Below are 15,052 nucleotides of genomic sequence, written 5' to 3'. Positions count from 1 at the left end.
GGGCGACGGCGTTACGCGAGCGCTTTCTCGACGATCTCCCGCACGTCGCGCGATTTCGCACCGGCGGCGACCTGCTCGAGCGCTTCGCGCATCCGGTCGCGCAGCGCGGGCGTGAAGCGGCGCCACAGTTCGAGTGAGCGGGCGAGGCGCGCCGCGACCTGCGGGTTGATCGCGTCGAGCGCGAGCACCTGTTCGGCCCAGAACGCGTAGCCCGAACCGTCTGCCGCGTGGAACTGCGCGGGATTGGCGGCGCAGAAGCTGAAGATCAGCGAGCGCGCGCGGTTCGGATTCTTCAGGTTGAACGCGGGGTGGGCCATCAGCTTGCGGACCTTCGCGAGCGTCGGCTGCGCGGGCGTACCGCGTTGCGCGGCCTGCATCGCGAACCACTTGTCGATCACCAGCGCTTCCTTCTCGAAGCGGCGGTAGAAATCGTCGAGCGCGCGCTCGGCCGGCTCGTTCGTGCCGGCGGCCGAGGCGGACAGCAGCGCGCCGAGCGCCGCCGCGCGATCGGTCATGTTGTTTGCCGCATCGTATTGCGCGGTCGCGACGCGCACCGCGTCGGCCGGATCCTCGAGTTCGGCGAGATACGCGAGCGCGAGGTTCTTCAGCGCACGGCGGCCGGAGGCTTCCGGCGTCGGCGCGTAGGCGCCGGGCGTCTGGTGCTGCTCGTAGGCGACGAGCCAGTCGGCGCGCAGCGCGGTGGCGAGCTGGCGGCGCACGAACTGGCGCGCGCGATGCACGGCGGCCGGATCGGCTTCCGCCATCTGGTCGGCCAGGTAGGTTTCCGACGGCAGCGTCAGCGCGAGTTCGCGGAACGCCGGCGACAGTGTTTCGTCGGTCAGCACGCGGCGGAACGCGGCGACGAAGTTTTCGCCGAGCGTGAGCGGCTGGTTCGCGGCGGCACGCGCGGCGAGCGTCAGCAGCGCGCGGGTGGCGAGACGCTGGCCGGCTTCCCAGCGGTTGAACGGATCGCTGTCGTGCGCGAGCAGGAACGCGAGATCGTCGTCGCTGTAGTCGTACTCGACGATCACCGGCGACGAGAAATTGCGCAGCAGCGACGGCAGCGGTTGTTCCGGCACGTCGACGAACGTGAAGGTCTGCTCGGTATCGGTGAAGTGGAGCACGCGCGTCGTGCCCGCGGCGGCGGCTTCGCCGTCGAGACGCAGTGGCAGGTCGCGGCCGTCGCGGCCGATCAGGCCGATCGCGAACGGAATCAGGAGCGGCCCCTGTTGCGTTTCGCGCGCGGCCGGCGATCCATCGCCGTAACCCTGCGCGAGCGTCACCGTATAGCGGCGCGCGGCCGCGTCGTACGCGGTACGCACCGACACGCGCGGCGTGCCGGCCTGGCTGTACCAGCGCTCGAACTGCGCGAGGTCGCGCCCGTTCGCATCGGCCATCGCGTGCCGGAAATCGTCGCAGGTCACGGCGTGTCTGTCGTGACGCTTGAAGTACAGGTCCATCCCCTTGCGAAAGCCGTCGCGGCCGAACAGCGTCTGGTACATCCGCACGACTTCCGAGCCCTTCTCGTAGACGGTCATCGTGTAGAAGTTGTTGATCTCGACGTAGCTCTCCGGGCGCACCGGGTGCGCCATCGGGCCCGCATCCTCGGCGAACTGGAGCTGGCGCAGCACGCGCACGTCCTCGATGCGCTTGACCGCGCGGGCCGCCGAGTCGACGTCGTCGCCCGCGGCCATGTCGGCCGAGAATTCCTGGTCGCGGAACACGGTCAGCCCTTCCTTCAGGCTCAGCTGGAACCAGTCGCGGCAGGTCACGCGGTTGCCGGTCCAGTTGTGGAAGTATTCGTGGCCGACCACCGATTCGATGTTCGCGAAATCGGTGTCGGTCGCGGTTTCCGGGTTCGCCAGCACGTACTTCGTGTTGAAGATGTTGAGCCCCTTGTTCTCCATCGCGCCCATGTTGAAATCGCCGACCGCGACGATCATGAAGCGGTCGAGATCGAGCTCGAGGCCGAAGCGCTTTTCGTCCCAGCGGATCGAGTGGATCAGCGAGTCCATCGCGTGACGCGTCTTGTCGAGGTCGGCCGGTTCGACCCAGACCTGCAGCAGCTTTTCCTTGCCCGAGCCGGTCGTGATCGTTTCCTCGATCGCGACGAGCTTGCCCGCGACCAGCGCGAACAGGTAGCTCGGCTTGCGGAACGGGTCTTCCCATTTCGCGAAGTGGCGGCCGTCGGGCAGGTCGCCCGAATCGACGAGGTTGCCGTTCGACAGCAGCACCGGGTACGCGGCCTTGTCGGCGCGCAGCGTCACCGTGTACGACGCCATCACGTCCGGGCGATCGAGGAAGTAGGTGATGCGACGGAATCCTTCGGCTTCGCACTGCGTGAAGAAGTTGCCGCTCGACACGTAGAGGCCCGACAGCGTCGTATTCTGGTCGGGTGCGCACGCGCTTTCGAGCGTCAGCTCGAAGGCGTCGGGGACGTTCTCGACGGTCAGCCCGTGTTCGTGCGCACGTACGGCGCCGTGCGGCGCGCCATCCACGCGTGCGCCGAGGAATTCGAGCGCTTCGCCCATCAGCTCCAGGTGCGGTGCGGGCGCGGCATCCGGATTGCGGCGCACGCGCATCGTATTCCTGACGATCGTACGGGCCGGCGCGAGATCGAATTCGAGCGCGACGGAGTCGATGAGGAAGGCCGGCGGCGTGTAGTCGGCGCGGCGGATCACGGTGGAGGAGGCGTTGTCGGACATGGTCGTCGAGATCGGTGGAGTGAGGGACGGGCCCGTCGTGCGGGCCAGGCGAACCGGGTCATTGTACAAAGGCTTGCGGCGGTGTGCCGGGCGAACTTTTTACCGGTTCCGGGAGTCCGCGTATTATCGGCATCCCGTTACGGTTCGCGCGGTGCGACGAACGGGTGACGGATCGAAGAGGATCGACATGAAACGCGAATGGATTCGACGCGGTGCGGGCTGGGCGGCGGTGTTGTGCGTGGCGCTGCTGACCGGCTGCACCAGCTACGTGACGACCCAGGTCACGGCCTTCTCCGACTGGAGCGGCAGCGACGCGACACGCACCTATGCGTTCACGCGCACCGACGCGCAGAAGAACAGCATCGAGCAATCGACTTACGAACCGATCGTCGCGATCGAGCTGTCCGCGTATGCGTTCCGGCAGGTGCCTCAGGCGCAGGCGCGGTATCTGGTCGGGCTGACCTATTCGGTCGGCAGCGATCTCGTGACGGTGCCGCAGCCCGTCTACTACGATCCGTGGTTCGCGCCCGGGCCATACTGGCGACGCGGGCCGTGGGGCCCGTGGGGGCCCTGGGGGCCGATGCCGGCCGGCTATGTCGCGCAGACGTACCAGGTGTTCGACTACACGCTCGGCATCCGGATCACGGAGCGCGCGACGGGCAAGGAGGTGTACAACGTGTCCGCGCGCACGACCGGCGACAACGGCACGCTGCTGTATGCGATGCCGTTCCTCGCGCGCAGCGCGCTCGCCGATTTCCCGCTTTCGAACGGCTCGGTCCGCTCGGTCCGGCTGCCGGTCGACAAGCGCGGCGGCCCGGCCGCGCCGGCCGCGAACGAGCGCGCGGTGCCGGCGGCACCGGCTTCGGGCGCCGCCGCCGCGAAATAACGCAACGTCAGTCTTGGCGCGGCCGTTCGGCCGCGCCCGCCATCTTCCTTCCCGTCAGGTCCCGACGCCCAGCAGCGCCAGCGCGCCGAGCACGACGAACAGCACGGCCGCGATGCCGTGCACGAGCCTGGTCGGCAGCCGGTGAGCGAAGCGGTCGCCGAGCAGGATCGCGGGCACGTTCGCGAGCATCATCCCGAACGTCGTGCCGGCCACGACACCGATGTAGTCCTGGAAGCGCGCGGCCAGCGCGACGGTCGCGATCTGCGTCTTGTCGCCCATCTCCGCGAGGAAGAACGCGACGAGGGTCGCCCCGAACACGCCCAGCCGCGAACGGGTGGCATTGGCTTCGTCGGCGTCGAGCTTGTCCGGCACGAGGATCCACAACCCCATCGCAATGAACGAGAACGCGAGCGCCCAGCGCATGATCGACGGCGTGACGAGCACGCCGAGCCATTCGCCAAGTGCGCCGGCGAAGCCGTGGTTCACCAGCGTCGCGACGAGCACGCCGAGAATGATCGGCACCGGCTTGCGATAGCGCGCGGCCAGGACGAGGGAAAGCAGTTGGGTCTTGTCGCCGATTTCGGCGAGCGCGACGGCGCCGGTGGAGATCAGGAAGGCTTGGGACACGTATGGGGATCCACGGGCCGGTGTTGTGCGTGCGAGCGACGATCCACGGCGCGCCGGGCCCTGATGCGGCGCACTGTGAACCATCGGTCTCGCCAGGCCCAGGTGGCTGCGTCCGCCATGGCCGTACGGCCAAGTCTGTTGACGGACGCCCCCGTCACGATGCGCGCCGGGGGCGCGTGGCATCGAGCGGAGCGGCTACTCCCCAATGAGCGGCGGATTTTAGCACGACGTGTCGCGCGCGGAAAAGCGGCCGCGCGACGGGGTGCCTGGGGGCGGGGCGACGCGCGGCTGCTTTCGACCGCCGGACGGCAGCGCCGGCAAGCACGGCTACCCGCGGTGGACGCCCGAGCCTGCCGCGACACGCCCCCCGGCAGGCCGTTACGCGGCGGGGCGGCGCGCGGCGCCGCGCTCATGCACGAGGTTGCCGGCCGCATAGGTGCGGTACACCGCGCGATCGTCGCCGAGCAGCGCGAACGCGAACAGCAGCTCCTCGAGCGAATCCGCCCGCTTCGTGCGGCGCGCGAGCAGCGGGGTGGCCTGCGGATCGAGCACGACGAAGTCGGCTTCGGTGCGCGGCGCGAGCGTGCCGACCGTATCGGCGAGGTCGAGCGCCTGCGCGGCGCCGGCCGTCGCGAGCCAGAACATCCGCGTCGCCGTCAGGTGGTGGCCCGACAGTCGCGCAACCTTGTGCGCCTCGTTCATCGTCTGCAGCATCGAGAACGACGTGCCGCCGCCGACGTCGGTCGCGAGCGTGACGGGCACGTCGTATTCGCCGGCCTTGTCGAAGTCGAACAGCCCGCTGCCGAGGAAGAAGTTCGACGTCGGGCAGTGCGCGACGACGGTGCGCGTCTCGGCCATCCGGCGGCGGTCCTCGTCGTCGAGGTGGATGCAGTGGCCGTACACCGCGCGCGGACGCAGCAGCCCGTAGCGATCGTAGATGTCGAGGTAGCTGCGATGGCCGGGGAACAGTTCGGCCACCCATTTCACCTCGTCGACGTTTTCCGCGACGTGGCTCTGCACGAACACGTCCGGATGGCGGCGCGCGAGTTCGCCGCATGCCTCGAGCTGCGCCTCGGTCGACGTCGGCGCGAAGCGCGGCGTGAGCGCGTACATCTGGCGGCCCTTGCCGTGCCAGCGATCGATCAGCTCGGCGCTGTCGTCATAGCCCGATTGCGCGGTGTCGCGCAGGAATTCGGGGCAGTTGCGGTCCATCAGCACCTTGCCGGCGATCATCCGCAGGTCGCGTGCATCGCTCGCCGCGAACAGCGCATCGGCCGACTGCTTGTGCACCGTGCAGTAGACGAGCGCGCTGGTCGTGCCGCACGCGAGCAGTTCGTCGACGAAGAAATCGGCGACTTCGCGTGCGTGTTCGGCGTCGCCGAACTGGCGCTCGGTCGGGAACGTGTACTTGTCCAGCCACGGCAGCAGGCCCGGCGCCGGCGACGCGATCATGTCGGTCTGCGGATAGTGGATGTGCGTGTCGATGAAGCCGGGCACGATCAGCTTGTCGCGCAGGTCGTGGACGATCGCGTCGCGCGCGAGCGTCGCGGCGAGCTGCGCATACGGACCGGCCGCGACGACCTTGCCGTCGTCGACGATCAGGAGGCCGTCGGTCTCGTAGTTCGCGGCCTGGCTCGATTGCGCCGGGTCGCCGTTGAAGGTCAGCAGTTGGGAACGGAAAGCGGTTTGCGTCATGACGAATGGTCCTGCATCAAGGTAAGGCGAACAGAAGAAAGCGATCGACGCCGCACGGCGGCGCGACGGTGCTTCGCGAGCGGTTGCGGCACGCTGCGTGCGGCACGACCGGATGCGATTGCGTGGGCGAACGTGGCGGCCGAAGCCGCCAGCCGGTGGTTACCGGCGATCCTCGCAGCCGTCGTGTGCGCGGCCGACGTGGGCGCGAACGGAACGGCAAGTCGCGACGGCAGGCATGCACGCGCGACGACGGACGGTGCCGTCGCCACCCGTGCACGCGCGCGGCCGGCCCGGCGCAAGGCCGAACCGGTGATCGCGACGCGGATGCCGTTGCCGTGTTTCATCTGTCCAGCGCTCCTCGATGCAGGCCGTCAGGCGGCCTGCCAGTACGCGTCGAGGCGCGCGTACAGGGCATCGCGCTGCGCCGGTTCGATGAACGACGCCTCGAAGCCGTTGCGGATCACCGCATGGACTTCGGCATCGGTGAGTTGCAGCCCTTCGGCCGTCGCGAAGTAGTTTTCGTTGACGTAGCCGCCGAAATACGCCGGATCGTCGGAGTTGATCGTCACCGCCACGCCGCGGTCGAGCAGCGCCTTCAGCGTGTGCTTCGCCATGTCGTCGAACACGCACAGCTTCAGGTTCGACAGCGGGCACACGGTGAGCGCCGTGCGCGTCTGGGCGAGGCGTTCGACGAGCGCCGGATCTTCGATGCTGCGCACGCCGTGGTCGATCCGGTCGACCTTCAGCACGTCGAGCGCTTCGTAGATGTACGCGGGCGGGCCTTCCTCGCCCGCATGCGCGACGAGCTTCAGCCCGAGCGCACGCGCCTTCTCGAACACGCGTGCGAACTTGGTCGGCGGATGGCCGAGCTCGGACGAGTCGAGGCCCACGCCGATCAGGCGATGGCGGTAGCGCTCGAACAGCGGCAGCGCGGATTCGAACGTCGCGAGCGCGTCCTCTTCGGACAGATGGCGCAGGAAGCACAGGATCAGCTTGCTCGACAGCCCGCGTTTCTCGGCATCGGCGAGTGCGCGCTCGATACCCGCGACCACTGTCTCGATCGGCACGCCGCGTTCGGTGTGCGTCTGCGGGTCGAAGAACAGCTCGGTATGGACGACGTTGTCGGCCAGCGCGCGTTCGCAGTACGCGGCCGTCATGTCGTAGAAATCCTGCTCGGTCAGCAGCACGCTCGCGCCGGCGTAATAGATGTCGAGGAACGACTGCAGGTCGGTGAATGCATACGCGGCGCGCAGCGCGTCGATCGAGTCGTACGCGAGCGTCACGCCGTTGCGCTGCGCGAGCGCGAAAATCAGTTCGGGCTCGAGCGAGCCTTCGATATGGATGTGCAGCTCCGCTTTCGGCGCGCGGGCAATCTTGTCCTTGAATGTCGGGGTCATGGCGTCGTTCTGGGTCGGTCAGTAGGTAGTGGAAGCCTGCGCGGCCGCGTTCGCGTTGGCCTCGACGGCCTGCAGCAACTGCGCGGCCACCGAGATCGCGATCACTTCGGGCGCCTTGTCGATGATGCCTTCGACACCGATCGGGCAGCGCATCCGCTCGACCTGGGCCGGGTCGATGCCGATCGCTGCGAGGCGATGATCGAACTGCGCGCGTTTTGCGTGCGAGCCGGTCATCCCGAAGTACGCGTAGTCGCCGCGTCGCAGGATGCGCTCGGCCAGCACGAAATCGAGTGCGTGGTCGTGCGTCATCACGACGAAGTACGACTGCGGCGGCGCTGCGTCGACCGCGTCGGCCGGGGCAGCGGCCGCTTCGATCGCGAGGTTGCCGATGCCGGCGAGCACGTCGGCCGGCGGGAACACCGCTTCGGGCCCGTCGATCCAGCGCACGTGGCACGGCAGCGTCGCCAGCACCTTCACGAGCGCGGTGCCGATGTGCCCGGCGCCGAACAGCACGACGGGGAACGCATACGGCGCGATCGTTTCGGTCATCAGCGACACGCCGCCGGTTTCCCACAGCAGGCAGTCGGCACGCGCGGCTTCCGATTCGGGCTCGCTCAACAGCGGCGCGCCCGGCGAGGGGCCGAATGATACGCTACGCACGGTCGCGGCGCCGGCCGCGACGCGCTTCGCGAGCGACATGATCCAGCCGAGGTCGCCGACGTCGAGCCGCTCGAACGCGAGCACCACGGCGCCGCCGCAGCACTGGCCGAGGCTCGGGCCGAGCGCGAGCCTCTCGAGCCGGCGTGCATGCGGCACGTGCGCGCCATCCTTGAGCAGATGCCGCGCGATTTCGATCGCCTTCCATTCCAGATGACCGCCGCCGATCGTATGGCGGGCCGTGTCGCGCGTGACGAGCATCTTGGTGCCGGCTTCGCGCGGCGCGGAGCCGTCGGTATGCGCGACCGTCACGAGCACGGCCGCTTCGCCGTGCGCGAGCAGTTGCTGCAGATCGCCGAGCCACGCTTCCATCAGCACACCCCGTTCGGAACGGTGCGGCACGACACGCGGCGCGGGCTGGCGAGCGCGGCGGCGGCGAGGACGGACGGGAGTGGAGCGGGCCGGCCGCACGGCCGATGCGGTGCGGCGGCAGCGCGCGGACCACGCGCGCGGACGGCACCGCCGGATGCGCGGGCGACGCCATGAGGGTGACGGATGCGGATGGTTTGCGTTGTCATGATGAATCCAGTCGACATTGCGGATCGGGCGCGCGTTACGCAGGGGTGGTGAGACCGCCTGGCCTCGCGCACGTAGATCGCCATCCAGTCACGAAGATAGCACCGCAACGCGGCGGGAACATCGCGGAGCGGTGATCCGCGCTATCAGGAGGCGATCATGTCGATCATAGGCCCGCTGCGGGGGATCGGGGCGCCGACGCGAGCGCATCGGGGCGAAACGCAGGCGTGGCGGGGCTCGCCGTGGACGTCGCGCGCGATGCGTTCGCCCGGACCACCGGGCGGTAGCGGAGTAAGGGTTTACACGGAGTTGGCCGGATGCGGGAGCCGTGCCGGGACGGCGAGCGCGCCGGGGCCACGCGGCCATCGGCGGGCGACGTCGCGGCCCGGGCGAGCGGGCCGCGCGCAGGCCGGTGCGACGCCGGCCGTCAGGCCGCGAGCTTGCGGCGATGGCGCCAGAGGCTCGCGACGACGGCGATCAGGATCAGGGCGAAGCCGATCAGCGCCCAGCCCGGCAGCAGGATGCCGAAGATCGGCGGGTAGACGGTCTCGCACAGCCCGGCGACTTTGAACATGCCGGGGAACCACTGCGCGGGCGGCAGGCTGTCGACGATCGGCTGCAGCGTGTCGAAGCCGCAGCTGAAGCCCGGATTCATCTGGATCGACAGATGCCGCGCGGCCGTGGCGGCCCCGCCGGCCGCGGCGATCGCGATCAGCAGTTCGAGCACCCAGACGCCGCGCCAGTTGCGAATGCCGGCGGCCAGGAACGCGAAGATCCCGATCGCGCAGAAGAAGTAGCGCTGGATGATGCACAGCGGGCACGGATCTTCGTTCTTCACGTACTGCAGGTACAGCGCGCCGGCCAGCAGGGCGATGCACACCCATCCGAGCAGCATCAGCAGGCGGCGTTCGCGGCGGATTGCGAGCGTGTAGTCGTTCATGTCGGCGGGGTTCCTCGTGGGTCGGTCCGGAAAACAATCGCGCGATTTTAGCGCGAACGGTCCGGCACGAAACTGACAACGCGTGTGCGGCACCCTGCCGCACCGCGCGTGCCGTCCGCCGGCGCTCGGGGCCCCGTTCAGCGGATCGTGTTCAGCACGGCCTCGACCGCCTGCCCGATCGAGAGCAGCGCGTCGTCGCGATGCGGCGCTGCCGCGAGCATCAGGCCGACCGGCGCCGCGTCGCGCGGATGGCACGGCAGCGACAGTCCGCACGCGTCGAGGAAGTTGAACGCGCTCGGGTTGCGCAGGATCAGCGCGTTGGTGCGCGTGAAGGCGTCGTCGTCGGTTTCGAGGTCGGCGATGCGCGGCGGCACGACCGGCACCGTCGGCGCGACGAGCGCATCGAAGCGCGACCAGACGGTATGCGCAGCTTCGTCGAGCATCGCGGCGCGCGCGGCGAGCAGGTCGAGATAGTCGGCCGCGCTCGCGGGTTCGCCCTTCAGGATGCGCGAGAGCACGCGCGGGTCGTACTGGTCGCGGTGCTGCGCGAGCAACGGGCGATGCCACGCATATGCCTCGATCGGCGAGAAGCCGAAGCGGTTGATCTCAGGCAGCCGGTCGAGCGCCGGGAAGCGCACTTCGGTGACGATCGCGCCGGCGGCTTCGAGATGCTTGAGGGCGGCGTCGAGCGCGGCCGCGACGTCGGCATCGACGCCATCGGTCACGTAGTTCGTCAGCACGCCGAGCCGCACGCCTTCGAGCGGCCGCGCGGCCGGCACGTGCGGTTCGAGGCCCGCGAGCATCCGGTCGACGAGCGCACAGCAGGCGACCGTCAGGCCGATCGGGCCGAACGAGTCGAGCGTCGTCGACAGCGGCACGCCGCCTTGCGTCGGGATCCGGCTCGCGGTCGGCTTGAAGCCCGTCAGCCCGCACAGTGCGGCCGGGATGCGGATCGAGCCGCCGGTGTCGGTGCCGAGCGCGACCGCCGCCATCCCGTCGGCGACCGACGCGGCCGCGCCGGACGACGAGCCGCCGGAAATCCGCGCGTCGCCCGGCACGTCGCGATGGTACGGCGAGCGCGGATGGCCGAAGTGCGGATTCAGCCCGAGCCCCGAGAACGCGAACTCGCTCATGTTGGTGCGGCCGACCAGGACCGCGCCCGCGCGCTTGAGCCGCGCGACGGCAACCGCGTCGGTGCGTGCGGGCGGTGCGCCGTCGAGCACGCGCGAACCCGCGCGCGTCACCTGGCCCGCGACGTCGAACAGGTCCTTGACCGACACGGGAATGCCCGCGAGCGGCGACAGCACGGTGCCCGCGGCGCGCAGCCGGTCGTGCGCGTCGGCGGCTGCGCGCGCGTTGTCGGCATCGACTTCGGTGAAGACGACCGTGCCCTGGCCCGACGGATCGGCGATTCGCTCGAGCGCGGTGTCGACGAGCGCGCGGCTCGTGGTCCGGCCGGCGGCGAGATCGGCGGCGAGCTGGGCAAGCGGGGGGAAGGGCGTGAACGTGGTCATGGCGGCTCAGGGACGAAGATGTTGAAGAAGCGTGGAGCGGAACGAATCGATGTGGTTTTCGACAGCCGCGCGCGCGCCGGCGGCGTCGCGCGCGGACAGCCGGTCGAACAGTTCGCGGTGCTCGTGCTGGACGTCGGCGAGATGGTGAGGCTCGGACAGCGTGACGAACCAGAAACGCAGCGAGCGCTCGTGCAGCGCGCGCAGGATCTCGGCGAGCACCGCATTGCGCGCGGCCGCGGCGATTGCCTGGTGGAACGCGCGGTCGAGCTCCATCATCCCCTCGACGTCGTGCGTGTCGACGCATGCCTGTCCGTCGTCGAGCAGCGCGGCCAGCCGCGCGAGATCGTCGGGTGTCGCGTGGCGCGCGGCGAGTTCCGCGCAGTGCGCTTCGTTGATGCGCCGCACGTCGATCACCGCGACGATGTCGTCGAGCGACAGCGGCTGCACCAGTAATCCCTTGCGCGGCATCACGGACAGCAACCCTTCGAGCACGAGCCGGTGCACGGCCTGATGCACCGGCGTGCGGCCGATGCCGGTGCGCGCGACGAGGTCGGCTTCGTTGAGCGCGGCGCCGGGCTTCAGGCGCATCGTGATGATGTCGCGCTGGATCAGCGCGTACGCACGGTCGGCGAGGCTCGCCGCCGGCACGGCGGGCCGGTCGCGGGTGATGCCGATGACGGTGCTCATGCGGGTTGCGGCGCGGTGGCCGGACGGGGCGCGATCATGATGCGGGAGAGCGGCAAGCGTGGACGATGCATGGATATTATTGTGATATATCACTGCTGTCCAGCCCTCGACGCGGTGCGGCGGCGATCCGGCGCGGGGAGGGAACGCTCCGCGGCGCAACGTGCCGGCGACTTGCAACAATATCGACAGGATGTTGCAGGTTTGCCGCGTGATCGTGCACTGAAGCATAATGAATCCTCGTCTATTCATCCGCGTGAGCGACGCACCAGACCATCGTCATGAGCGAAAACACGCCTTCCCCGGCCGGTCTGTCCGGCAACTCCTCCGTTTCTTCCGATTCCCACCGTCCCGATCCGGCGGAAGCGCCCGATGCGCCGGCCGCCCAGGCCGCCGCGCAGAAGGTCGCCGATGACGGCGCGTCGCCGGTCACGGCCGCCTCCGAACCCGGTGCGCCGGGCGCGGCGGGTGCCGCCGTCGATGGCGCTGCCGCAGCGGTTCCGCCGAAGCCCGGCGCACCGCCGCCCGGATTCGGCGCACCGCCCGATTTCGACACGCCGCGCCCGCCGCCCGCGAGCGCGCAGAATGCGCCGCCGGCTTACCTGAAGCAGAACGACACGCCATGGTCGGTGTTCGGCCGGATTGTCGCGGCGCGAGCGCGCCGGCTGTTCGATCGAGCCGGCCAGCGCATCACGCAGCGCACGCTGCGCATCGGCGTGTCGGCGCGGATCTTCCATCCGGAACCGGGTGCGAAGGGGCTGCGCGGCAAGACGCTGCAGTATCTCGAGGAATCGATCGCACACTGGGTGATGTCGCGCGACGTGCTCGTGTTCATGATTCCGACGGTCGGCCATCAGGGCATGCTGCACCCGAGCAACATCCGCCTGCGCGATTACGCGAAGCATCTCGACGGGCTGCTGCTGCAGGGGGGCGCCGACGTTTCGCCGCAAACCTATGCCGCGTCCGACGCGCGCCCCGAATGGCCGGGCGATCGCGTGCGCGACATGTACGAGCTCGAGTTGCTGCACGAATTCGTCGAATCCGGCAAACCCGTCCTCGGCGTGTGCCGCGGCTGCCAGCTGATCAACGTTGCGTTCGGCGGCTCGCTGTACCAGGACATCGCCACCGACGTGCCGACCGCGCACGCGCACGTGAGCGAGCATTACGACCAGCATCGTCACGCGATCCGCTTCCCGGATACGTCTACGCTCGCGAACATGTTCCCCGGACGCAGCGAAGCGATCGTCAACTCGATCCATCATCAGGCGATCCGCGATCTCGGTCGCGATCTGAGCATCGAAGCCGTGTCGGCCGGCGACGGGATCATCGAAGGCATTCGCCATCGGCGTTCGCCGTTCGTCGTCGGCGTGCAGTGGCACCCCGAGTTCCATCGGGCCGGCGGTTCGGAACTGCTCGACTGCACGCCGCTGCTCGATGCGTTCCTGCGCGCGGCGCGCGAAACGCGCCTGTAGCAGAGGGCTTTCCTCGCGTCGCACGAAGGCCGGCCGCATCCCGATAAATTCGAGATGCGGCCGTTTCGTTTTGAACGATAATCGCGAGTTCCGATTCGTTCGCCGGAGTCTGACGTTGGCCTTCCGAAATTTTTCCCCTGCACGATGCGCAACGTGGATCGTTGCGCTGGCTGCCTGCACGCAAGCGGGCATCGCCTGGTCCGCCGACGCGACCGCGCCCGCCGCCGGTACGCGTCCGGCGGTCACGAGCCTGCGCGGCGACGCGACGGCATCCACCACGGCTGCGACGGATGCGTCCGCGCAAGGCAACGTCGCCGAGCTGACGCAGATGCTGCACGATGGCCGGATCGTCGAGATGCGCACGACGTACAACGGCAGCTACGGTGCCAGCCTGATGTTCGATCCGCGCGAGATGACGTACTACGTCGCGCTGTTTCAGGACAAGCACTTGTGGCGTGTGATCCGGTCGCAGGAGAAGAGCCGCGCCGAGATGGTGTACGGGAATTTCGTTCAGCAGACCGTACAACTTGCCGATATCGAGATCCGCCGCACCGAGCTGGAGGCGCAGAAGGCGTTTCTCGAACGCGTGATCGCGCTACAGGCGAATCGTGCGCAGCAGTTGCAGGCCGACCTGAGCGTTGCGCGCAGCCAGCAGGCCGAAGTCGCGCAGCGGCAGCGGTCGGCGCAGGAGCAGACCCAGGCGCTGCAGGTCGAGAAGCGGGCCGCGCAACTTCAGTTGCGCGATCTGCAGGAGCAGGTGCGGCAACTTGAGAAGCAGACCGAGACGGGGCTGCCCGCGCATAAGTGACGATGCGTCGAACGGACGCGGAAAGAGACGAGGAAAACCCGGCGAAGCGTGCTTCGCCGGGTTTTTTTATGGACGGCGGTCAGCGCGGGAACGTGTTCCGCGTATCGGTCAGGCGACGATGGGACAGTTGCGCCGTCCAGTCGAAACCAGGGGCGGGGGCGCGTGCTGCGCCGGCCGGTGGGGTCGTGCGCAGCGCGCTTGCCGTTGCGATCAGCGTGAGCGGGTCGTCGCGCGTATCGCCGGCTGCACGCGGCGGCGCGACGAGTCGGGCGCGGGGGCGGGCGTCGACCGTGCCGCTCCGGCTCAGTGGATGTGTAGCCAGCCGCGACACGGGCGGCATGCCAGCCGGCGCCGCAGCGGTGCGCTTGCCGTTCGATCGAGGCGACGCGGCAACGGCTGTCGGCGGTACGCTGGCCGTTGCCGTCGGACGAAGCGACGCCGGACGACGCGTGACGGGGCGCGCGGCCTGCGGTGCTTCGGCGGGAGTCGCGACAGGCGCGGCCATCTTGCGCGGCGGTGGTGCGCTCGTCGACGCAAGCGGTGCAACCGTGGCGACCCGCATCGCGCCGGACGACGGTGTCGCGTGATCCGCGACGCCGACGGCCGTTTGACTCGCGTATGCCGGCCCGGCCCCCGAGGGCGATTCATGCACGGCGATCAGCCAGCTGATGATGCCGAGCGCGCCGATGCTCCAGCAGATCGCGTACCTCGCGCGTCGGTCGCGAACGCCGCCGCCGATACGGGGGGCATGCAGGCCCGCAGCGGCGGGCAGTGCAACCGTCGGCCCCGCATGAGCCGGTGCCGACGTGGCGACGGGCAGCGGCTGCCAGTGGCATGCGCGGTGCGGCCGGTCGACGTCGATGCAGAACGTCGCCAGTGTCGCGACCCAGCGCTTGTCGGGTCGCGCACCGCGGGCGTCGCGAAAGATCCAGTCGCGGCCGAACGGCGGTACGTGATCGAGCGGCCTGGCGCGCGGGCGGGCGAGGGCGCCTTCGACGGAGACGAGGAGCGATGAGGTCATGAGGGCGGTGCGCGATGCGACACGGTCAACCGTGTCGGTGCGGCGCGGGAAGGTCGTCGCAAATCCGACC

At 69.3% G+C, this 15,052-nt stretch carries 13 protein-coding genes and 1 riboswitch; of the genes, 3 read left to right on the top strand and 10 right to left on the bottom strand.

Annotated features, from left to right (window positions below; translation table 11 throughout):
- Window positions 1–11: 11 nt before the first annotated feature.
- Complete coding sequence (gene pepN, locus HWX08_RS10355) at window positions 12–2,705, bottom strand: aminopeptidase N (protein WP_174922234.1); 2,694 nt, start codon at window positions 2,703–2,705, stop codon at window positions 12–14.
- Window positions 2,706–2,892: 187 nt separating this feature from the next.
- On the opposite strand from pepN, the gene HWX08_RS10350 reads away from it, so the two are divergent.
- Window positions 2,893–3,591: a DUF4136 domain-containing protein gene (locus tag HWX08_RS10350; protein WP_174922233.1), complete on the top strand. Its 699-nt coding sequence runs from the start codon at window positions 2,893–2,895 to the stop codon at window positions 3,589–3,591.
- 54 nt (window positions 3,592–3,645) lie between these two features.
- On the opposite strand, the gene HWX08_RS10345 is transcribed toward HWX08_RS10350, so the two are convergent.
- From HWX08_RS10345 to HWX08_RS10310, 8 genes are all read right to left on the bottom strand, one after another.
- A complete protein-coding gene (locus tag HWX08_RS10345; protein ID WP_174922232.1) occupies window positions 3,646–4,218 on the bottom strand; it encodes a TMEM165/GDT1 family protein in 573 nt (190 codons plus the stop codon).
- A 78-nt stretch (window positions 4,219–4,296) separates the two neighbouring features.
- A riboswitch (yybP-ykoY riboswitch) is annotated at window positions 4,297–4,434 on the bottom strand.
- A gap of 162 nt (window positions 4,435–4,596) precedes the next feature.
- Complete coding sequence (guaD, locus tag HWX08_RS10340) at window positions 4,597–5,913, bottom strand: guanine deaminase (RefSeq protein WP_107310964.1); 1,317 nt, start codon at window positions 5,911–5,913, stop codon at window positions 4,597–4,599.
- Window positions 5,910–6,257 (bottom strand): hypothetical protein, encoded by a 348-nt coding sequence (locus HWX08_RS10335; RefSeq protein WP_076605872.1) that lies wholly within the window; start codon window positions 6,255–6,257, stop codon window positions 5,910–5,912. Before HWX08_RS10335 ends, guaD begins: the two co-directional genes overlap by 4 nt.
- A 27-nt stretch (window positions 6,258–6,284) precedes the next feature.
- Window positions 6,285–7,310, bottom strand: coding sequence for an adenosine deaminase (locus tag HWX08_RS10330; protein WP_069256062.1), 1,026 nt, complete (start codon window positions 7,308–7,310; stop codon window positions 6,285–6,287).
- Window positions 7,311–7,328: 18 nt separating this feature from the next.
- Window positions 7,329–8,339 carry a xanthine dehydrogenase accessory protein XdhC gene (xdhC, locus tag HWX08_RS10325; RefSeq protein WP_069256063.1) on the bottom strand — a complete coding sequence of 337 codons (1,011 nt, stop codon included), beginning with the start codon at window positions 8,337–8,339 and terminating at the stop codon, window positions 7,329–7,331.
- 631 nt (window positions 8,340–8,970) lie between these two features.
- Entirely contained in the window at window positions 8,971–9,483 is a 513-nt protein-coding gene (locus HWX08_RS10320) for a disulfide bond formation protein B (RefSeq protein WP_069256064.1), read from the bottom strand.
- Between the two features lie 137 nt (window positions 9,484–9,620).
- Complete coding sequence (locus HWX08_RS10315; RefSeq protein WP_174922231.1) at window positions 9,621–10,997, bottom strand: amidase; 1,377 nt, start codon at window positions 10,995–10,997, stop codon at window positions 9,621–9,623.
- Window positions 10,998–11,003: 6 nt separating this feature from the next.
- Window positions 11,004–11,684 (bottom strand): GntR family transcriptional regulator, encoded by a 681-nt coding sequence (locus HWX08_RS10310; RefSeq protein WP_174922230.1) that lies wholly within the window; start codon window positions 11,682–11,684, stop codon window positions 11,004–11,006.
- Window positions 11,685–11,962: 278 nt separating this feature from the next.
- Between HWX08_RS10310 and HWX08_RS10305 the strand changes: the two genes are divergently transcribed.
- Window positions 11,963–13,153 carry a gamma-glutamyl-gamma-aminobutyrate hydrolase family protein gene (locus tag HWX08_RS10305; RefSeq protein ID WP_174922229.1) on the top strand — a complete coding sequence of 397 codons (1,191 nt, stop codon included), beginning with the start codon at window positions 11,963–11,965 and terminating at the stop codon, window positions 13,151–13,153.
- A gap of 115 nt (window positions 13,154–13,268) precedes the next feature.
- On the top strand, window positions 13,269–13,961 hold the full coding sequence (locus HWX08_RS10300) for a DUF2968 domain-containing protein (protein WP_174922228.1): 693 nt from the start codon (window positions 13,269–13,271) through the stop codon (window positions 13,959–13,961).
- A 79-nt stretch (window positions 13,962–14,040) separates the two neighbouring features.
- Here HWX08_RS10300 and HWX08_RS10295 read toward each other — a convergent pair whose 3' ends face one another.
- Window positions 14,041–14,982, bottom strand: a complete 942-nt coding sequence (locus HWX08_RS10295; RefSeq protein ID WP_174922227.1) for a hypothetical protein — start codon at window positions 14,980–14,982, stop codon at window positions 14,041–14,043.
- Between the last annotated feature and the right edge of the window lie 70 nt (window positions 14,983–15,052).

Origin of the sequence: Burkholderia metallica (assembly GCF_902832845.1) — a bacterium.
GTDB lineage: Bacteria > Pseudomonadota > Gammaproteobacteria > Burkholderiales > Burkholderiaceae > Burkholderia > Burkholderia metallica.
Note: the sequence above shows the minus strand (reverse complement) of the source record. Positions and strands in the feature narration are given on the sequence as shown.

Excerpts from the sequence above, each read along its gene's own strand:
- pepN (WP_174922234.1), bottom strand. The coding sequence starts at position 2,705 with ATGTCCGACAACGCCTCCTCCACCGTGATCCGCCGCGCCGACTACACG.
- HWX08_RS10350 (WP_174922233.1), top strand. The coding sequence starts at position 2,893 with ATGAAACGCGAATGGATTCGACGCGGTGCGGGCTGGGCGGCGGTGTTG.
- guaD (WP_107310964.1), bottom strand. The coding sequence starts at position 5,913 with ATGACGCAAACCGCTTTCCGTTCCCAACTGCTGACCTTCAACGGCGAC.
- HWX08_RS10335 (WP_076605872.1), bottom strand. The coding sequence starts at position 6,257 with ATGAAACACGGCAACGGCATCCGCGTCGCGATCACCGGTTCGGCCTTG.
- HWX08_RS10330 (WP_069256062.1), bottom strand. The coding sequence starts at position 7,310 with ATGACCCCGACATTCAAGGACAAGATTGCCCGCGCGCCGAAAGCGGAG.
- xdhC (WP_069256063.1), bottom strand. The coding sequence starts at position 8,339 with ATGGAAGCGTGGCTCGGCGATCTGCAGCAACTGCTCGCGCACGGCGAA.
- HWX08_RS10320 (WP_069256064.1), bottom strand. The coding sequence starts at position 9,483 with ATGAACGACTACACGCTCGCAATCCGCCGCGAACGCCGCCTGCTGATG.
- HWX08_RS10315 (WP_174922231.1), bottom strand. The coding sequence starts at position 10,997 with ATGACCACGTTCACGCCCTTCCCCCCGCTTGCCCAGCTCGCCGCCGAT.
- HWX08_RS10310 (WP_174922230.1), bottom strand. The coding sequence starts at position 11,684 with ATGAGCACCGTCATCGGCATCACCCGCGACCGGCCCGCCGTGCCGGCG.
- HWX08_RS10305 (WP_174922229.1), top strand. The coding sequence starts at position 11,963 with ATGAGCGAAAACACGCCTTCCCCGGCCGGTCTGTCCGGCAACTCCTCC.
- HWX08_RS10295 (WP_174922227.1), bottom strand. The coding sequence starts at position 14,982 with ATGACCTCATCGCTCCTCGTCTCCGTCGAAGGCGCCCTCGCCCGCCCG.